Source organism: Micromonospora sp. NPDC049497, from assembly GCF_044465805.1.
Taxonomy (GTDB): domain Bacteria; phylum Actinomycetota; class Actinomycetes; order Mycobacteriales; family Micromonosporaceae; genus Micromonospora.
The window spans coordinates 1-18788 of record NZ_JBITMC010000032.1 but is presented as its reverse complement, the minus strand read 5'-3'; the positions used below and the strand labels follow the sequence as shown (position 1 = coordinate 18788).

At 72.4% G+C, this 18788-nt stretch carries 18 protein-coding genes; 9 read left to right on the top strand and 9 right to left on the bottom strand.

Features of this window, described 5'->3' with window-relative positions; all coding sequences use genetic code 11:
- Positions 1–35: 35 nt before the first annotated feature.
- Together ACIBR0_RS27790 and ACIBR0_RS27785 are read right to left on the bottom strand one after the other, a co-directional pair.
- Entirely contained in the window at positions 36–227 is a 192-nt protein-coding gene (locus ACIBR0_RS27790; RefSeq protein ID WP_357037061.1) for a DUF5703 family protein, read from the bottom strand.
- A gap of 80 nt (positions 228–307) precedes the next feature.
- A complete protein-coding gene (locus ACIBR0_RS27785) occupies positions 308–1279 on the bottom strand; it encodes an aldo/keto reductase (RefSeq protein ID WP_396720513.1) in 972 nt (323 codons plus the stop codon).
- 190 nt (positions 1280–1469) lie between these two features.
- On the opposite strand from ACIBR0_RS27785, the gene ACIBR0_RS27780 reads away from it, so the two are divergent.
- From ACIBR0_RS27780 to mshC, 6 genes are all read left to right on the top strand, one after another.
- Complete coding sequence (locus tag ACIBR0_RS27780) at positions 1470–2522, top strand: LLM class F420-dependent oxidoreductase (protein ID WP_396720511.1); 1053 nt, start codon at positions 1470–1472, stop codon at positions 2520–2522.
- On the top strand, positions 2519–3355 hold the full coding sequence (locus ACIBR0_RS27775) for an undecaprenyl-diphosphate phosphatase (RefSeq protein WP_396720509.1): 837 nt from the start codon (positions 2519–2521) through the stop codon (positions 3353–3355). The genes ACIBR0_RS27780 and ACIBR0_RS27775 overlap by 4 nt, the downstream gene beginning before the upstream one ends.
- A gap of 34 nt (positions 3356–3389) precedes the next feature.
- A complete protein-coding gene (locus tag ACIBR0_RS27770) occupies positions 3390–4100 on the top strand; it encodes an MSMEG_4193 family putative phosphomutase (protein WP_396720507.1) in 711 nt (236 codons plus the stop codon).
- Between the two features lie 142 nt (positions 4101–4242).
- A complete protein-coding gene (locus ACIBR0_RS27765) occupies positions 4243–4824 on the top strand; it encodes a DUF3090 domain-containing protein (protein WP_357038646.1) in 582 nt (193 codons plus the stop codon).
- The gene (locus ACIBR0_RS27760) at positions 4821–5639 is read left to right on the top strand and encodes an SCO1664 family protein (RefSeq protein WP_396720505.1); all 819 of its coding nucleotides are present in this window, start codon (positions 4821–4823) and stop codon (positions 5637–5639) included. Before ACIBR0_RS27765 ends, ACIBR0_RS27760 begins: the two co-directional genes overlap by 4 nt.
- A gap of 68 nt (positions 5640–5707) precedes the next feature.
- A complete protein-coding gene (gene mshC, locus ACIBR0_RS27755; protein WP_396720503.1) occupies positions 5708–6946 on the top strand; it encodes a cysteine--1-D-myo-inosityl 2-amino-2-deoxy-alpha-D-glucopyranoside ligase in 1239 nt (412 codons plus the stop codon).
- A 169-nt stretch (positions 6947–7115) separates the two neighbouring features.
- On the opposite strand, the gene ACIBR0_RS27750 is transcribed toward mshC, so the two are convergent.
- From ACIBR0_RS27750 to ACIBR0_RS27725, 6 genes are all read right to left on the bottom strand, one after another.
- On the bottom strand, positions 7116–7907 hold the full coding sequence (locus ACIBR0_RS27750) for a GntR family transcriptional regulator (protein ID WP_396720501.1): 792 nt from the start codon (positions 7905–7907) through the stop codon (positions 7116–7118).
- 115 nt (positions 7908–8022) lie between these two features.
- Positions 8023–8895 (bottom strand): oxygenase MpaB family protein, encoded by an 873-nt coding sequence (locus ACIBR0_RS27745; RefSeq protein WP_396720499.1) that lies wholly within the window; start codon positions 8893–8895, stop codon positions 8023–8025.
- Positions 8892–10130 (bottom strand): MAB_1171c family putative transporter, encoded by a 1239-nt coding sequence (locus ACIBR0_RS27740; protein ID WP_396720497.1) that lies wholly within the window; start codon positions 10128–10130, stop codon positions 8892–8894. The genes ACIBR0_RS27745 and ACIBR0_RS27740 overlap by 4 nt, the downstream gene beginning before the upstream one ends.
- 3 nt (positions 10131–10133) lie before the next feature.
- Positions 10134–10625 carry a hypothetical protein gene (locus ACIBR0_RS27735; RefSeq protein WP_396720541.1) on the bottom strand — a complete coding sequence of 164 codons (492 nt, stop codon included), beginning with the start codon at positions 10623–10625 and terminating at the stop codon, positions 10134–10136.
- Between the two features lie 86 nt (positions 10626–10711).
- Positions 10712–11215: a hypothetical protein gene (locus tag ACIBR0_RS27730; RefSeq protein WP_357033134.1), complete on the bottom strand. Its 504-nt coding sequence runs from the start codon at positions 11213–11215 to the stop codon at positions 10712–10714.
- A gap of 278 nt (positions 11216–11493) precedes the next feature.
- Positions 11494–12363 carry a PAC2 family protein gene (locus ACIBR0_RS27725; protein WP_396720495.1) on the bottom strand — a complete coding sequence of 290 codons (870 nt, stop codon included), beginning with the start codon at positions 12361–12363 and terminating at the stop codon, positions 11494–11496.
- Between the two features lie 259 nt (positions 12364–12622).
- On the opposite strand from ACIBR0_RS27725, the gene metH reads away from it, so the two are divergent.
- On the top strand, positions 12623–16138 hold the full coding sequence (metH, locus tag ACIBR0_RS27720; protein ID WP_396720493.1) for a methionine synthase: 3516 nt from the start codon (positions 12623–12625) through the stop codon (positions 16136–16138).
- Here metH and ACIBR0_RS27715 read toward each other — a convergent pair.
- A complete protein-coding gene (locus tag ACIBR0_RS27715) occupies positions 16125–16301 on the bottom strand; it encodes a hypothetical protein (protein ID WP_396720491.1) in 177 nt (58 codons plus the stop codon). The genes metH and ACIBR0_RS27715 overlap by 14 nt on opposite strands.
- Positions 16302–16447: 146 nt before the next feature.
- Between ACIBR0_RS27715 and ACIBR0_RS27710 the strand changes: the two genes are divergently transcribed.
- Positions 16448–17668 (top strand): hypothetical protein, encoded by a 1221-nt coding sequence (locus tag ACIBR0_RS27710; RefSeq protein WP_396720489.1) that lies wholly within the window; start codon positions 16448–16450, stop codon positions 17666–17668.
- A 667-nt stretch (positions 17669–18335) separates the two neighbouring features.
- Positions 18336–18545 carry a hypothetical protein gene (locus ACIBR0_RS27705; RefSeq protein WP_396720487.1) on the top strand — a complete coding sequence of 70 codons (210 nt, stop codon included), beginning with the start codon at positions 18336–18338 and terminating at the stop codon, positions 18543–18545.
- Positions 18546–18788 lie beyond the last annotated feature (243 nt).

The following is an 18788-nucleotide window of genomic DNA, read 5'->3' as shown; positions in this document are numbered from 1 at the left end:
CCCGCACGGTCCGGCCCCGGGGCGTCGGCGTGTCGTCAGTACGACAGGCCCGGCTGCGGCTGGTTGACCCGCCGACGGCGCAGCATCACCTGCCGCGTACCGTCCCGGAACAGCCGCACCCGGGCCAACTCCCATCCGGAGAACTCCGCCTGGATCGCCAGCTGCACCGCGGCGGTCACCCGATCGACGTTCGGTGGTAACCGCAGCGGCGCGTACTCGTAGTCCATGGGCCCTATGCTGCCCAGCCCGGCGGCCCTTCGCCACCCCTTGCCGGGTGACCCGCGCCGCTCCCGCGCGGGCCGGTGGGTCAGCCGTCGCGTTCGGGGTAGCCGACCGGCACGGCGGACACGTCGTCGAGCGCGGTGACGATCTCCTCCGGCAGGGTGATCCGCTCCACCTGGAGCGCGCCGAGCAGCTGACCGACCGTGCGGGCGCCCAGGATCGGCGCCACCACTCCCGGCCGGTCCCGGATCCAGGCCAGCGCCACCTCCAGCGGCGAGACCCCGAGACCACCCGCGGCGGTCGCGACCGCCTCCACGATGCTGGAGCAGCGCGGCTCCAGGTACGTGGCGACGAACCGCTCGAAGTGCGGGGAGGCGGCCCGTGAGTCGGCGGGCCGGCCGTGGCGGTACTTGCCGGTGAGCACCCCGCGACCCAGCGGCGACCAGGGCAGCACGCCCAGGCCCAACGCCTCGCAGGCGGGCAGCACCTCGCGCTCCACGCCCCGCTCCAGCAGCGAGTACTCCACCTGCGAGGCCACCACCGGAGCCCGCCCCGGCCAGGCGGTCTGCCAGGCGGCGGCCCGGGCGGTCTGCCAGCCGGAGAAGTTCGACACACCGACGTAGCGGACCCGCCCGCTGCTCACCGCGTGGTCCAGGGCCGCCAGGGTCTCCTCCAGCGGGGTGTCCGGGTCGTACCCGTGCACCTGGAACAGGTCGACGTGGTCGGTGCCGAGCCGGCGCAGCGAGGCGTCCAGCGTGCGCAGCAGGTGCCCCCGGGAGTTGTCCCGGCGCCGGCCGTTGCCCGGCCGCAGTCCCGCCTTGGTGGCGATCAACAGGTCGTCCCGGGGCACCAGGGAGCCGAGCAGCGACCCGATCACCGACTCGGCGTCGCCGTCTCCGTAGACGTCGGCGGTGTCGATCAGGGTGCCGCCCGCGTCGAGGTAACTTTTGAGCTGGGCGGCCGCATCGTCGGCATCGGTGTCCCGGCCCCAGGTCATGGTGCCGAGCGCGAGCCGCGAAACCGCCAGCCCGCTTCGGCCGAGCGGTCGCTGTTGCATGGGTGAACCTTATTTCGAACGGGCGCCCGCCGATATCCTCGCTCCCGTCGAGTCTGCTCCCCGACGCGCCGATCCGCGCGCCCGGGTCGCCCGGCGGAGGAGCCGGGTCCGAATCGGTGAGCCGGTGATCGGCTCCGCCGACGGTATTGCGTAACCTGGTGCGACCTGTGGTGCGGATGGGGGAGGACTAGTGCGACTCGGGCTCAGCCTCGGATACCAGACAGCGTGGAGCACGCCGGCCGATCACCTGGCGCTGGCCCAGGAGGCGGACCGCCTCGGCTACTCGGTGGTGTGGGCGGCGGAGGCCTACGGCTCCGACTCGCCCAGCATGCTCGCCTGGATGGCCGGTCAGACCTCCCGGATCGACCTGGGCAGCGCGGTGATGCAGATCCCCGCCCGGACCCCGGCGATGACCGCGATGACCGCGGCGACCATCGACGCGCTCTCCGGCGGCCGGTTCCGGCTGGGCCTGGGCGTGTCCGGCCCGCAGGTCTCCGAGGGCTGGCACGGCGTCCGGTTCGGCAAGCCCCTGGCGCGGACCCGGGAGTTCGTGGACATCGTGAAGATGGCCGTGGCGCGCAAGGAGGTCGCCTACGACGGCGAGTTCTACACGCTGCCGCTGCCCGACGGTCCCGGCAAGGCGCTGCGGCTGGGCTTCCACCCGCCGCGCGAGGAGATCCCGATCTACCTGGCCGCCGTCGGCCCGAAGAACCTGGAACTGGCCGGCGAGATCGCCGACGGCTGGCTGGCTGTCTTCTACGCGCCGGAGTTCGCCGACGAGCAGCTCGCCGCGGTGCGGGCCGGCCGGGCAAAGGCCGGCAAGGAGCTGGCCGGCTTCGACGTGGTCCCGTCGGTTCCCGTCGTCGTCGGTGACGACGTCGCCTCCTGCGCCGAGCTGGTCCGCTTCTACGCCGCCCTCTACGTCGGCGGCATGGGCAGCCGCCAGCAGAACTTCTACAACCAGCTCGCCACCCGGATGGGCTACGGCGACGCCGCCCGCGAGGTGCAGGACCTGTACCTCGCCAAGCGGCAGCGCGACGCCGCCGCCGCGATCCCGATGGAGTTCATCGACCGCACCTCGCTGCTCGGCCCGAAGGAGCGCATCGCCGAGCGGATGCGGGAGTACGCGGCCGCCGGTGTCACCACGCTGTCGGTGACGCTGTTCGCGGCGGACCGGGACAGTGGCGTGCAGACCCTGCGTACCGTCGCCGAGGCGCTGGACCTCTCCGGAGTCGGCGAGTGACCTGGGTCGAGGCCATCGTCCTGGGGATCGTGCAGGGGCTCACCGAGTTCCTGCCGGTCAGCTCGTCGGGACACCTGCGCATCACCTCGGCGATCTTCTTCGACCGGGACGCCGGTGCGTCGTTCACCGCTGTCACGCAGCTGGGCACCGAGGCGGCGGTGCTGATCTACTTCGCCAAGGACATCTGGCGGATCACCCGGACCTGGATCGTCGGGATCTGGGACCGCTCGGTGCGGTCCAGCCTCGACTACCGGATGGCCTGGTACGTGATCATCGGCTCGATCCCGATCGGGGTGTTCGGCCTGCTGTTCAAGGACCAGATCCGCACCGCCGGCCGGAACCTGTGGCTGGTGGCCACCACCCTGATCGTCTTCGCGTTCGTGCTCGCGTTCGCCGAGTACTGGGGCCGGCAGACGCGCACCCTGGAGAACTTCCGGATGCGCGACGGCGTGGTCATGGGCTTCGCCCAGGCGATGGCGCTGATCCCGGGGGTGTCCCGCTCCGGCGGCACGCTAACCGCCGGCCTGCTGCTCAACCTGACCCGCGAGACGGCCGCCCGGTACTCGTTCCTGCTGGCCATCCCGGCGGTGGTGATGTCCGGGATCTTCAGCCTCGAGGACGTCTTCGCGCCCGCCGCCGAGGGCACGTCGGTGCCGAGCGTCGCCCAGATGGTGGTCGCCACGATCATCGCCTTCGCCATCGGGTACGCGGCCATCGCCTGGCTGCTGCGCTACGTCGCCCACCACACCCTGTACGTCTTCGTGCTGTACCGGGTGGCCCTGGGCACCCTGGTCCTCGCCCTCCTGATGACCGGGACCATCAGCGCCACCTGATCCGGTCGGAGCGGAGAGGATCTAGGGTGGGGGAGTGGCGACCCTTCTGCTCCTGCGACACGGCCGGACGACCGCGAACGCGGACGGCGGGCTCGCCGGCCGGCAGCCCGTGGAGCTGGACGACACCGGTCGCGCCCAGGCCGCCGCGGTCGGCCGGCGGCTGCGGGGGCTTCCCCTGGCGGCGGTGGTGACCAGCCCGCTGATCCGCTGCCGGCAGACCCTGGAGCTGGCGCTGCCCGAGGTCGCCCCGGTTGTCGAGGACGGGCTGATCGAGTGCGGGTACGGCGCCTGGGAGGGGCAACCGCTGAAGAAGCTCGCCAAGGAGCCGCTCTGGCCGGTGGTGCAGCAGCACCCCAGCGCGGCGGTCTTCCCGGAGGGGGAGGCGATGGCGACGATGGCGGCCCGTGCCGTGGCGGCGGTCCGGTCCTGGGACGCCCGGGTCACCGCCGAGCACGGGCCGGAGGCGGTCTGGCTGGCGTGTAGCCACGGCGATGTGATCAAGGCCATCGTGGCCGACGCGCTCGGCGTACACCTCGATCTCTTCCAGCGCATCGTCGCGGACCCGGCGTCGGTCACGGCGATCCGCTACACGCCGCTGCGGCCGTTCCTGGTGCGCCTCAACGACGTCGGCGGGGACCTCGCCGGGCTGGTGCCACCGCCGCGCAAGCGGCGACGGCGCGCCACCCGAGCGGCGGCGGCGGACTCCGACGCGGCCGTCGGCGGCGGCGCGGGAGCGGCGCGATGACCGCCGGACCGCATGCCGCGGCGCCGGTCACCCACCGCGCCACGCCCGGGAACCGCCACCCGTACGCCGGGCGCGGCGGCCCGGCGGTGATTCGGGTCGGTGGGGTGCGCGATCGTTCGGGACGCCGGATAGGGTCGTGGGTATGACCCACCAGGTGCACGCCTTCGAGCCGCCGGAGCGGTTCGTCGCCGGGACCGTCGGGCCGCCGGGGGATCGCACGTTCTTCCTTCAGGCGCGCGGCGGAGGTCGGCTGGTCAGCGTCGCGCTGGAGAAGGTCCAGGTGTCGCTGCTGGCGGAGAAGCTGGAGGAGCTGCTCTCCGAGGCGCAACGCCGGTTCGGCGTGCAGCTGCCCGAGCCGGTGACCACCGTCGGCGACAACGACCCCCTGGACACGCCCGTCGACGAGGAGTTCCGGGTCGGCACGCTCGGGTTGGCCTTCGACGTGGACACCGCGACCGTGGTGATCGAGGCGATCGCCACCGGCGAGGCGGAGACCGAGGTCGAGCTCGGCGAGCCGGACGACGAGGAGGACGAGGACGACGACGTCGAACCGGACGAGGACCTCGACCGGCTCCGGGTGCGGCTGACCCCCGAGGCGACCCGCGAGTTCATCGAGCGGGCCAAGCGGGTGGTGAACGCGGGCCGTCCGCCCTGCCCGCTGTGCGGCCAACCGCTGGACCCCGCCGGGCACCTCTGCCCGCGGCACAACGGTTACCACCGGTGACCTCGTCCGGCCTCCAGCCCCGCCAGGACGGGACAGCCGCACTCCGGTTGCTCTCCGACGGTGAGCTCGACCTGGAGGGCCGGCTGGTCGACGCCTCCAACACCACCCTGCGCGGGATCCTGACGCTCGACGGCGTCTCCGCGCGCTGTGTCTACAAGCCGGTGCGCGGCGAACGTCCGCTCTGGGACTTCCCGGACGGCACCCTGGCCGGGCGGGAGGTCTCGGCGTACCTGGTCTCCCGCGCCACCGGCTGGGACCTGGTGCCACCGACGGTGCTGCGCGACGGGCCGTTCGGCCCCGGCTCGTGCCAGCTCTGGATCGACGAGCCCACCGACGCCGAGCCGCTGGTCGGGTTCGTGCCGGCCGACGCGGTGCTACCGCGCTGGTTGCCCGTCGCGGCGGCCCGTGACGACGACGGCACCCCGTACGCCCTCGCGCACGCCGACGATCCCCGGCTGGCCCGCCTCGCGGTGCTCGACGCGGTGATCAACAACGCCGACCGCAAGGGCGGCCACGTGCTGGTCGGCCCGGACGACCGCATCTACGGCGTGGACCACGGCGTGAGTTTCCACGTCGAGGAGAAGCTGCGCACGGTGCTGTGGGGCTGGGCCGGTCGCCGGCTGCCCGACGACGCGGTGGAGATGCTGGACGCGCTCGCCGGCCAGGTGGCCGGCACGCTCGGCGAGGACCTGGCCGCGCACCTGACCCTCGGCGAGATCGCGGAGCTGGCCGGTCGCGTCGAACGGCTGCGGGCCGCCGGCCGGTTCCCGCAGCCGCCGCAGGACTGGCCGGCGATGCCCTGGCCCCCCATGTGAGCCCTCTGTCACGCTGATCACCCGTGGCTCGGCCCGGCGCCGTCGCAGGGATCGCTAGGCTGGCAGTCATGGAGTCTTGGGTGGGGCATGAGGTGCCGCGGCTGCCCGGCCGGGGCGGGCCACTGGCGTTGTACGACTCGGCACGGCAGGATGTCCTGCCCAGCACGCCGGGCGGCGCGGGAAGCATGTACGTCTGCGGGATCACCCCGTACGACGCCACCCACCTCGGCCACGCCGCCACCATGATCACCTTCGATCTGGTGCAGCGGGTGTGGCGCGACGCGGGGCTCAACGTGCGGTACGTACAGAACGTCACCGACATCGACGATCCGCTGCTGGAGCGGGCGGAGCGCGACGGCGAGGACTGGAAGGTCCTGGCCATGCGGGAGACCGCGCTGTTCCGCGAGGACATGGAGGCGCTGCGGATCATCCCGCCCGCGCACTACGTCGGCGCGGTCGAGTCGATCCCGGAGATCGCCGACAAGGTCCTGCTGCTGCTCAAGGACGGCGCCGCGTACCGCCTCGACGACGGCACCGGCGACATCTACTTCGACATCTCCACCGCGCCCCGGTTCGGCTACGAGTCGAACCTGACCCGCGAGCAGATGCTGGAGATCTTCCCCGAGCGTGGTGGCGACCCCGACCGGGCCGGCAAGCGCGACCCGCTGGACCCGCTGCTGTGGCGGGGCGCCCGGGAGGGTGAGCCGTCCTGGCCGGGCGGGGAGCTGGGCGCGGGCCGCCCGGGCTGGCACATCGAGTGCGCGGCGATCGCGCTGAACCTGCTCGGCGACCGGATCGACGTACAGGGCGGCGGCAACGACCTGCTCTTCCCGCACCACGAGTGCTCCGCGGCGCACGCCGAGCGCCTCACCGGCGCCGCGCCGTTCGCCGAGCACTACGTGCACGCCGGCATGATCGGCCTCAACGGCGAGAAGATGTCCAAGTCCCGCGGCAACCTCGTCTTCGTGTCCCGGCTGCGCGCCGACCGGGTCGACCCGATGGCGGTGCGGCTGGCCCTCGTCAGTGGTCACTACCGCAGCGACCGGACCTGGACCGACGACCTGCTGGCCACCGCTCAGGAGCGGCTGGGCCGTTGGCGGCGGGCCGCCGCCGCGACCGCCGGGCCGTCCGGGTCCGACATCCTGGCCGGCGTACGCGCGCGCCTCGCCGACGACCTGGACACCCCGGGCGCGATCGCCCTCGCCGACGCGTGGGCCGACGCGGCGCTGGCCGGCACGGGGACGGACCGGGACGCCCCGGCCCTGTTCGCCGACACCGTCGACGCCCTCCTCGGCATCCGCCTGTAAAAGCGCCCCCCGCCGTCGCCCACCCCGCCCACCCCGCCCACCCCGCCCACCCCGCCCACCCCGCCCTGCGGCGAGCAGTTTCGGGGAAAGAGCGGCCATTCTCGTGCCGATGGCCACTCTTTCCCCGAAACTGCTCGCCGGGGTGCGGTGGGGGTGGGGTGGGGTGGGGTCAGCCCAGGACGAGGCCGGGGTCGGGGTCCGGTTCGGTGGTTGGGGCGGGGATTCGGTACTCCTCGGTCAGGGTGGTGACCGGGCCGGGCCAGGTGGCCTGGGCGACCTCGATCGGCTTGCGCCGGCCGTCGTACGCGACGTGCAGCAGGTGCAGCACAGGCGTGTCGGGGCGGATCTGGAGGATCTCCGCCTCCTCCCGGCTGGGCTGGCGGGCGCTGATCGTGTCGGTGGCCGAGACGTACCGCCGGCCGGTGGCCTCCTCGGCCTCCTGGTAGAGCGGCCGGCCGAACGCCTCCGCGCGCTCCAGGGAGGTTCCGGCGGTGTCGGCGGGCAGGAACCAGGAGGCGCCGACCTCGACCGGGGAGTCCTCGGTGCGGACCAGGTGGCGGCGGCAGAGCAGGTCGGTGCCGTCGGGTACCCCGAACACGTCGGCCACCTCGGGCGGGGCGGGGGAGCGGCCGACGGAGACGAGCTGCTGACGGTACCGGGCGGCCAGGTCGGTGTGGTAGCCGCGGAATCCGCCGTACCGGCCACGGGAGAGGCGGTTGAGACGGCGCCGCGTGCCCCGGACGTACGTACCGGAGCCGGGTTTGGTGATCAGGATGCCCTCGACCCGCAGCTGGTCGACGGCGCGCTGCACGGTCTGCTTGGCGACGCCGAACATCTCGGCGATGGCCGGGATGGACGGCAGCCGCTCGCCGGGGCCCCAGTCGCCGCGCCGCACCTGTGCCTTGAGCTGCGTGGCGATCTGCCGGTGCGGGAACTCGGCCGCCCCCGGGTTGATCTGCATGGCCGCCTCCTCGATCGCAACTAGGTTCCTAGGATGCCCTACGCGGTGTGCGCGGGGGAACCGACACGCCGAGAAGTCCACCGTGGACGTGCGGCGCGGTCGGGCGGGGGAGCGGTCAGGCGGGGGAGCGGCCGGCCGGCGGTGCGGACGGCGGGCCCAGCCGGCTGATGTCGTACCCGTCGGGGTAGGTCTTCGTCGTGATCCCGTCGGCGAACAGCGGCACCGCCGGGGGCCGGCCGAACCACCGTCGCAGGTGGGCGCGGGCGCGCAGGCCCGCGTGCAGGCCGGCCCGCACCGGCCACGGCGGTGTCGGCACACCGGTCGCCGCCCGCAGGCGCGCGTCGTACATGGCGCTGACGAGCGCGTTGCCCAGTGGCGCGAGCGGGGCGGGGATCCGGGTCAACATCAGCATGCGGGTGGCGCGTTCGATGGCCGCGGCGTCGGCGTTCGGCCGCAGGTGCTCCCGGTCGTACGCGTCGAACCACACCTCGAACTCCTCGTAGGAGCCGGGAATGCCGGTGACTCCCATCCGTACGCCCAGCTCCCGGTAGAACCGCCAGGTGGCCCGCCGTTCGTGGCAGCACGGACGGCGCCAGCCGTAGCGCTCCAGCCAGCGGGTCGGGACCACCACCAGGCAGCCCAGGACGTAGAGGTAGTCGTCGTTGGGGATGTCGTACGGGCGGTGGATCTGGTTGACGCGGCGCAGCGCGTCCCGTCCGCGCGGCTGGTCGAATCCGTTGAGGACCATCTCGTACATCAGCACACCGGTGTCGTCGATGCGCTTCTGGGTGCGGTCGGTCAGCTCGCCGGTGGCCGTGTGGACCGCCGCGACGCGCGGGATCGAGAACGAGCGGTTGAAGGCGAGGTTCAGGCCCAGCTTCATGTCCCACGGGAACTCGTACCGCAGCATGGTCTGGTAGATGGCCAGGTGGTCGCGGTCGGGGTCGAGCGTGCGGATCCGGGCGAGGTGGACGTGGCGGTCCTTCATCGGTGGGTGTCTCCAACGGTGTCGGTCCGGGCGGTCGTCGCGGTCAGGTGCGTGGTCGCGTCGACGGTGCCGGCGACCACCGGACACCGGCGGTACGCGTCGGCGACGCGGGTGAGCCAGGCGATCTCGCCAGCGTAGCCGCGGCCCGGCCGGTGCAGGGTGTCGGCCGCCTGCGGGACGGCGGCGACCACCCCGGCGCGGTGGGCGCGCAGCCCGCAGGCCAGGTGGGCGGCCTCGACCACGGCGAGCCGCTCGTCGCCGGTGAGGCCGGCACGGTCGGCCAGCCGCTCGGCGACCACGGTCACCCGGGCGTCCACATAGGGCCGCAGCGCCAGGCGGCCGTCGCGGATCTCGGCGACCCGGCGGGTGAGCGCGTAGTCGATGTCCCGCACCGCGCCGAGGGGCCGGCGCAGGGTCGGGTCCAGCTCGAGTTCGGGCAGGCGGGTGGTGAGGTCGCGCCACAGGGGACCGAGGCGGTGGTACGCGCGCAGGTCGTCCCACCGTCGGGTGAGCGGCAGGACCGGGCCCCAGGCCGGCATGGTCAGGCCGGCCATCATCAGCAGCGCGCTGACGGTCACCAGGACCGCGGCGATCTCGCGCTCGCCGGCCGGTCGCAGTCCGCTCGCGTACGCGACCAGGTAGACGATCTTGTTGGTGCTGTAGAGCAGGGCCACGGCGGCGCCGACGGCGGTGGTGCGCAGGCCGCGCCGCAGCCACGGACGGCCGCAGATGCGGGCGAACCGCCAGCAGAGCCGGGAGATGTCGACGCAGTACGCGAAGAAGCCCATCACCACGAAAATCAGCAGGTACGCCGTGACCGCCGGGTCGGTGGCGTACTCCACGGTCAGCCGTACCGGGCGGTCGTCGGTGAGGGTGGCGACGAACAGGGCGACCATCACCGCGTACGCGCCGGCGGTGACCCACACCCAGCGGCGCGCGCGGGCGGCGGCCCGCGGGGCCGGCAGCGCGAGGTACAGCAGCATGTGCTCCGCGCTCGCGGCGATCGTCAGCGCGCAGCCGTGCGAGAGGACCTTGGCGAGGTTCGGCAGTCCCGTGGCCGCGTCGAGGCCGGCGGCCAGCGGCGGGACGGCCAGCGTGATGCCCGTGGCGAAGGCGCCGAAGGCGACGCAGATCGCGCGGCGGGCCTGGCTCGGTCTGCGCCGCTGCAACCGGAGCAGGTAGCCGAAGCTGACCCAGCCGGCGCCGGCGCACAGGGCGTAGAGGAGGGTGTCCACGCGCTACCGGTCCGGGTGTTCCAGGGAGTGCCGCAGCCGGTCGTAGAGGGCGGCCGGGCCTCCGTCGCGCGGTGCGGCGTCCTGGTCGATCCAGTGGCCGGCCCGGGCCCGGCCCAGCAGGAGGGAGCCGATCACCTCCGCCTCCCGCTCCTCCTCGGCGTCGTAGTTGCTGCGACCGAGGAACCGCCGCACCAGCCGGGGGTCGAGGTCGGGCAGCAGCAGTCGGGAGGCGTCGGGGTCGAGCACCGCCGCCGGTCGGTGCCCGGCCAGGAGGTGGCCCACCTCGTGGCCGATGATCAGCATCTGGTGCAGGGGTGAGGTGTCCTGCTCGTAGAAGATCGCGTCGAAGGCGCCGGTGGGGACGCACATGCCACAGACGGTGTGCACGGGGAGGCTGATCGGCACCAGGTGGATCGGTCGTCCGCGGCGCTCACCGAGGACCCGGCACAGCTCGTGGATGTCGAACGGCTCGGGTACGCCCAGCTTCGCGATCATCCGTTCGCAGCGCTTGCGTAGTCGGTGCAGCGTCACCTCGGCGCCTCTCCGCTCGTCTGCATACTGCCATCGGAGGACGAGCACGGCTACCGGCGGTCGTCCCGGGGCCCGGTCGCGGCCTCGCCCAGCGCCCGCAGCCGGGCCACCATCTGCTCGACCAGTTGGGAGTCGGTGGGGGACAGCCCCGTGTCGGCGAGAACCTGTCGCAACGCGACCTGAGTGACGTCCATGCGGCGCAGCTCGCCCAGCAGCGCGATCTGGTCCTGGATACGCCGGGCGGCGGCGTCGTCCACGAAGTAGCCGGAACTCACCCCGAAGGCGCGGGCGAGGGCCCGCACGTGGGAGGTGCGGGGGTCGCTGGCGACCCCGCGGCGCAGCTCGCCGATGTACGCGGCGCTGATGGACACGCCGGTCTCGCCCTGCACGGCGTTGATCCGGTCGGCGATCTCCCGGTTGGTGTACCGGCGCCCCGGCTCGTCGGAGTCGGTGAGCTCGTCGGGGGTGGGCCGGATGGTGTCGAACAGGTACTCCAGTCGGGCGGCGAGCGTGTCGAGGGGTGGCAGCTCGTGCGCGCTGTGGTCCTCAGCCATGGATCTTCACCTCTCCGACGTCCCCGCTCAACGACAGTGTCGCAGGTTCGCATGGCGACGAAACACCCGTTGACACGTGCACCGAACGTGAGCGTATGCTCGCTGTATCCGCGCAACGGGCGTTGAGCGATGGCGGAAGTCGCTCAACGCCTGTTGCTCGGGCTGGTCTGGGCGGGGGGCCCGGACCGGCGGACGGGGAGGTCGTCGGTGGTGAGGGTCGGGGCCCTGCGAGGGGGCAACGGGGGACCCTCACCGCCACGGCCGCCGGCCGGGTCAGCTCACCAGGAGCCGGCGGTGGGACCGGCGGAGCCGCCCCGACGGCGCAGGTACTTCTCGAACTCCTGGGCGATCTCGTCCCCGGTCAACGGGGTGATGCCGGCGTCGCCGACCCGCTCCTCCAACTCGCGGACGTACTCGCCGAGCTCGGCGTCCTGCTCGGCGGCGCTGCGCACCCGCTGCTCCCACTCAGCGGCCTCCTCGGCCAGGTCGGCCATCGGCACCGGCAGGTCGAGCACCTCCTCGACGCGGTGCAGCAGGGCCAGCGTGGCCTTGGGGCAGGGCGGGTTGTTGGCGTAGTGCGGCACGTGCACCCAGAAGGAGACGGCGTCGACCTCGGCACGGGTGCAGGCGTCCTGCAGCACCCCGACGATGCCGGTCGGGCCGTCGTAACGGGTCGGGGTGAGCTGGTAGCGCTGCGCGGCCTCGGCGTCGGAGGCGCTGCCGCTGATCGGCAGGGGGCGCGTGTACGGCACGTCCGCCAGCAGGGCGCCCAGCAGCACGATCCGCTCGACCTCCAGGCTGTGGCAGATCTCCAGCACCTGCTCGCAGAAGGTGCGCCACCGCATGCTCGGCTCGATGCCGCGGATCAGCACCACGTCCCGCTCGGTGCCCTCCGGGCTGGCGACCATGAAGCGGGTGGTGGGCCACTCCACGCGGCGGGTCTCGCCCTCGGCCATGGTGATGGTCGGCCGGCTGACCTGGAAGTCGTAGAAGTCCTCCGGGTCCAGCTCGGTGACCTCCCGGGCCTGCCACACCTGTTCCAGGTGTTCGACCGCGGCCGTGGAGGCGTCGGCGGCGTCGTTCCACCCCTCGAACGCGGCGATGGCCACGGGGGACCGCAGCACCGGCAGTCCGTCGAACTCGCTCACACCGTCACCTCCGCCTGCTCGTCCTCGGACGGCTCCGGGTCGTGCCCACCCGTCCGTCCGCCGGGCACGGTGGTGTCGCTGTAGTCCTTCACGTCCGCCAGCCTACGTGTCGGGGCCGGACGGGGCCCGCCGGCCGCGCCGGTCGTACGCCGTACCGGCCCGCGGCGGCAGGCACAAGGCCAGCGTGATCCGCCCGACAGAATGTGGGAAGCGGCGCGGGCGGGGATCGGTCGGGACGCGGCCCCACTAACCTGAACAGGTGCGGACCTCTTTGCTCGATGCGCTGGCCGACCGGATCCTGATCGCCGACGGCGCGATGGGGACGATGCTGCACGCCGCCGACCTGACCCTCGACGACTACGAGGGCCTCGAGGGGTGCAGCGAGATTCTCAACGTCAGCCGCCCGGACGTGGTGCGCGGCGTGCACGAGGCGTACCTGGCCGCCGGGGCGGACTGCGTCGAGACGAACACCTTCGGCGCCAACCTGCCCAACCTCTCCGAGTACGACATCCCGGGGCGGATCCGGGAGTTGTCCGAGGCGGGCGCGCGGATCGCCCGGGCGGCGGTCGACGCGATCAGCACGCCGGAGCGTCCCCGGTTCGTGCTCGGTTCGATCGGGCCGGGCACCAAGCTGCCCACTCTCGGGCACGCCGCGTACGCGAGCCTGCGGGACGCCTACCAGGAGAATGCCGCCGGTCTCATCGCGGGCGGGTCGGACGCGCTGATCATCGAGACCTCGCAGGACCTGCTCCAGGTCAAGGCCGCCGTCGTCGGGTCCAAGCGGGCGATGGCCGAGCTGGGGCGGCCGGTGCCGATCATCTGCCAGGTGGCGATGGAGACCACCGGCACGATGCTGCTGGGCAGCGAGATCGGCGCGGCGCTGACCGCGATCGAGCCGCTCGGGGTGGACCTGATCGGGCTGAACTGCTCCACCGGGCCGGCGGAGATGAGCGAGCACCTGCGCTACCTGTCCCAGCACTCCCGGGTGCCGCTGTCGGTGATGCCGAACGCGGGGCTGCCGGTGCTCACCGCCGACGGGGCGTACTTCCCGCTGACCCCGGTGGAGCTGGCCGACGCGCTGGAGCGGTTCATCGCCGACTACGGCGTGTCCCTGATCGGCGGCTGCTGTGGCACCACCCCGGAGCACATCCGGGTGCTGACCGAGCGGCTGCACGGCGCCACCCCGGTCGAACGCGAGCCGCGGCACGAGGCCGGCGTCTCGTCGATCTACCACTCGGTGCCGTTCGCCCAGGACGCCTCGGTGCTGATGGTGGGGGAGCGGACCAACGCCAACGGCTCCAAGGCGTTCCGTGAGGCGATGCTGGCCGCCGACTGGCAGGCCTGCGTGGAGATCGCCCGCAGCCAGGCCCGGGACGGCTCACACCTGCTGGACCTCTGCGTCGACTACGTCGGCCGGGACGGCACCCAGGACATGCGGGAGCTGGCCGGCCGGTTCGCCACCGCCTCCACCCTGCCGATCATGCTGGACTCCACGGAGCCGGCGGTGATCGAGGCCGGGCTGGAGATGCTCGGCGGTCGCTGTGTGGTCAACTCGGTCAACTTCGAGGACGGCGACGGCCCCGACTCGCGCTACGCCCGGGTGATGCCGGTGGTCGCCGAGCACGGCGCCGCGGTGGTCGCGCTGCTCATCGACGAGGAGGGCCAGGCCCGCACCAAGGACTGGAAGGTCCGCGTCGCCGCCCGGCTGATCGACGACCTGACCGGCCGGTGGGGGCTGGACCGCTCCGACATCCTGATCGACGCGCTGACCTTCCCGATCGCCACCGGGCAGGAGGAGACCCGCCGCGACGGCATCGAGACCATCGAGGCGATCCGGGAGATCGCCGCCCGCTACCCGGGTGTCAACTTCACCCTGGGTATCTCGAACATCTCCTTCGGCCTCAACCCGGCCGCCCGGCAGGTGCTCAACTCGGTGTTCCTGCACGAGTGCGTGGCGGCCGGGCTCACCTCGGCGATCGTGCACGCCAGCAAGATCCTGCCGATGTCGAGGATCCCCGACGAGCAGCGCGAGGTCGCCCTCGACCTGGTCTACGACCGGCGCCGTGAGGGGTACGACCCGGTGCAGCGCTTCCTCGAGCTCTTCGAGGGCGTCGACGTCACCAGCGCCCGCGCCACCCGGGCACAGGAGTTGGCGGGGCTGCCGCTGGACGAGCGGCTCAAGCGCCGGATCATCGATGGCGAGCGCAACGGCCTGGAGGCCGACCTGGACGAGGCGATGGCCGGCGGCCGGGCCCCGCTCTCCATCATCAACGACATTCTGCTGGACGGGATGAAGGTCGTCGGCGAGCTGTTCGGCTCCGGGCAGATGCAGCTGCCGTTCGTGCTCCAGTCGGCCGAGGTGATGAAGACGGCGGTGGCCTACCTGGAGCCGCACATGGAGACCGCCGAGGACGGCGGCAAGGGCCGCATCGTGCTCGCCACCGTCAAGGGCGACGTGCACGACATCGGCAAGAACCTGGTGGACATCATCCTGTCGAACAACGGCTACGAGGTGGTGAACATCGGCATCAAGCAGCCGATCACCGCCATCCTGGACGCCGCCGAGCAGCACCGCGCCGACGCCATCGGCATGTCCGGCCTGCTGGTCAAGAGCACGGTCATCATGAAGGAGAACCTCGCCGAGATGGCGTCGCGCGGGGTCGCGGAGCGCTGGCCGGTCCTGCTGGGTGGCGCCGCGCTGACCCGGGCGTACGTCGAGGACGACCTGCGGTCGATGTTCCCCGGCCAGGTGCACTACGCCCGCGACGCGTTCGAGGGGCTGTCCCTGATGGACCGGGTGATGACCGCCAAGCGGGGCGGCGCGCCGGTGATCGACGCGGAGCGGGAGGCGGCCCTGGCCGCCCGCCGGGCGCGCCGCGAGCGGCAGCGGGCGATGGTCACCGAGTCCCTGCCCGAGCTGCACGACTCCTCGGTGCGCTCCGACGTGGCCGCCGACGTGGAGGTCCCGGCCCCGCCGTTCTGGGGCACCCGGGTGGTCAAGGGTGTGCCACTGGCCGACTACGCGGCGCTGCTCGACGAGCGGGCCACGTTCCTCGGGCAGTGGGGGCTGCGTGGCGCCCGCGACGGCAAGGGGCCGTCCTACGAGGAGCTGGTGGAGACCGAGGGCCGGCCGCGGCTGCGCTACTGGCTGGACCGGCTCATCGCCGACAAGGTGCTGGAGGCCGCCGTCGTGTACGGCTACTTCCCGGCGTACTCCGAGGGTAACGACCTGGTCGTGCTGGACGAGAACGGGCACGCCGAGCGGGCCCGGTTCTCCTTCCCGCGGCAGCGCCAGGAGCGGCGGCTCTGCCTCGCCGACTTCTTCCGGCCGCGCGGCGAGGAACTGGACGTGGTCGCGTTGCAGTTGGTCACCGTCGGCCAGCCGGTCAGCGAGTACGCGGCGAAGCTCTTCGCCCGCAACGAGTACCGCGACTACCTGGAGGTGCACGGCCTGTCCGTGCAGCTCACCGAGGCCCTCGCCGAGTACTGGCACCGCCGCGTACGCGCCGAGCTGACCCTGCCCGGCGGCCGTACCGTGGCCGACGACGACCCGGCGGACCTGGCGGGGCTGCTGCGCACCGACTACCGCGGCTGCCGCTACGCCTTCGGCTACCCGGCCTGCCCCGACCTGGAGGACCGCGCGAAGATCGTGGACCTGCTGGGGGCGGAGCGGATCGGCGTCCAGCTGTCCGAGGAGTTCCAGCTCATGCCCGAGCAGGCGACGGACGCGATCGTCGTGCACCACCCGGAGGCGAGCTACTTCAACGCCAAGTGATCAGCGCAGACGCGCTGACCTGCGGCGAAGCACCTGCGAAGGCCGGGTATTGCATGATCATGCCCGCCTCCAGGCCTTCTGGGCTCTGCGGGTCGTCGGCAACGGCGTGATCGATCGCGCGGCGGGTGCGGTCCTCGCTGGTCGGCAGCGTCTCGCGGGGCAAGACAGCCTCACGAGCCCGCCGCCGCTTGTCACGGCCCGATTCTTGGGTGCGTGTCGGGGCAGCGGCGGAGCGGCGGGAGAGAGTACGGTGCCGATGTGGCGACTCTCCGTTGCTAAGGCTACGTGAAGGGCATTCCCATGCGCTGCTTGCGGATCGCAGTGTCGGCGTTCGTCTTCGCGGCTGGCGGCATGGTCGTCGCCGCTCCCGCGGCGGTTGCCGCCACGGACACGGCACCCCCGGTCCTGGAGAGCATCACGGTCTCGCCCGACGCGGTGTCCGTCGCCGGGCTCGACCTCGTCCCGGTAACCGTGACCGCTCACCTGACCGACGAGACCGGCGTCGAAAGGATCTCCGAGGTCGGCGGTGGCAACATGCCCTTCGTCGTCCTGAAGCGCGTCGCCGGTGGCGATCCTTCGACTCAGGCCGCCGAGCTGTCGCTCACCTCCGGCACGCCGCAGGACGGCCGGTGGAGCGCGACGATCCAAGTGCCCTCCACCTGGAACGGCCAGTGGGAGGTCAGCCAGCTCGTCGCCATGGACTCGGCCTTCAACAAGCTCGAGGTCGACCCGCCCGAGACACCGGACACGGGGCTCGACGTCACGGGCACCCACCTCCCCGCGGTGATTATGCGATTCGTGCCGGACCCGTTGGTCGGTGACGGCCCGTTGACGGTCGAGGGTCGGTTCTACTACGAGGACACCGGCGCGGGCATCCCCAACCAGCCCATCTTCTTCGGCCACGACAACCTGTGCGTCGAGTACTCGGCAGAGCCCAACGGCACCACCAACGCCGACGGCACCTTCTCGAAGGTGTATCCGAAGGGCGACGGCTACCTGCAGTGCGTCGGCATCCTGCGCCCGTCCAACGTCGACTTCACTCCGGCCTTCATCGTCGTGGCGTCCCGGCATCCCCGGGTCAAGCCCGTCGTCACCGCGACCGCGAGCAGGACGACGGTCGTGACCGGCACGAAGGTGACCTTCACCGGCACCGTCGCGCCGGGTGGATACAACGCCGAACTCCAGGAACTGCGGAACTCGACCTGGCGGAAGGTCGACAGCGCGCTGATCAACGACCGTGGCGCCTTCACGCTCGACATCACGCCGAAGGCGGTGGGCACGCACCGCTACCGCGTGATCGTCCCGAACGACGACCCCGAGCTGGTCGGCGTGTCGGAGACCATCGTGGTGCGGGTGACGGCGCCGGGGGGCGGCGGGCAGCCGGGCGCTGGCGCGGGAGGTTCCGACGGCGGCCTACCGGTCACCGGGCCGGCGGTGGGGCCGATGGTCGGCAGCGCGGCTGCGCTCCTCCTCGCAGGCGTCGGCCTGATGCTGATCGGACGTCGACGTCGGGGGCCGGGCCTGGGTTAGGGGTCCAAGCCCCCGAAGGACTGCGCTGTCCTGGATCGGCGTCCGTGCGTCGAAACAACGCCAAGTGACGCCGACGCTCAACGCGTGACACCGGGTCACCCAGATCCGGTGCGGTCACGTGGGACGGCACCGATCCCCCAGGCTCGCCGTCCAGCCACCGTCAGTCCCACGGGTCACTGATGCCGTCGCCCATGGCCTGTCCCCTCGCTTCATCACGTAGGTCTGCCTCGCCGCAGCGACGTAGCCTTCCTGCACCAGGAGCCACGTCGCAGGTTCGTCCAACTGGGCCACCAGCGCCGCCAAGGCGGCATCGGCGGTCCGGCCTCTGCCCGGCCCGATCACCCAGTCGATGGTCGAGCGCTCCGGTGGGGAGCAGCCCAACCGTGCCAGGGCTTCTCCCCGCCACGCCATCGCGGGATCCTGCACCTCGATGTGGACCGCAGCGTCCTCCTTCCCGCCCGCGGAAGAGGAGCAGTGCAGTCGTACCGGCCCGGGCGGCAGACTGAGCACTCGGATGGACGCGTCGCCGTCAACGGGATCGCCGCCGCCGTAGCGCCACCCGTCGCCGTAGCGGTAGTGGAGGTAGACCCCGGGGGCCCCGGACGTGTTCCGGACCCGGAGGTGTACGCCATCGGTCGCCGCTCTGACCCCGACAGCGGAGACGCTGGTGCCGGCCGCCGAGCACACCACGTCGACCACGTCCGGCGCGGCGGAGCCGTCGCTCGCGGGGTTGACGCCCGCCGTCGCCGCCGGCGCTCCGGATGGCGCAGGTACGGCCTCGCATCCGACCATTGACGTCACCATCGCCGAAACCATCAGCGTCATCGCGCGATGCCCCCGCCTCATCCTGCCCCCTTCGATCGCCAGGCCGCCGTGACCCGGTGCCGCTACCGACGACCATCCGACGCACGGTGCCCGTTCCCGGTTCCGTCACGCGACTTGCTCCGCAGGTCGGACTCCGGTTGCGGAGTGAGGGATCGGTTCCGGATGTGGTTCAGCGTCGCTGCCGGGCAGTGCTCTCCACTTGTCAACGCCGGCTCAACCTTGACCCCTCTGTTCCGGCCGAATGTTGACCCCCTCGCTGGTTGTTGATGTTCAGTCGTTGGTCTTGGTGGCTGCG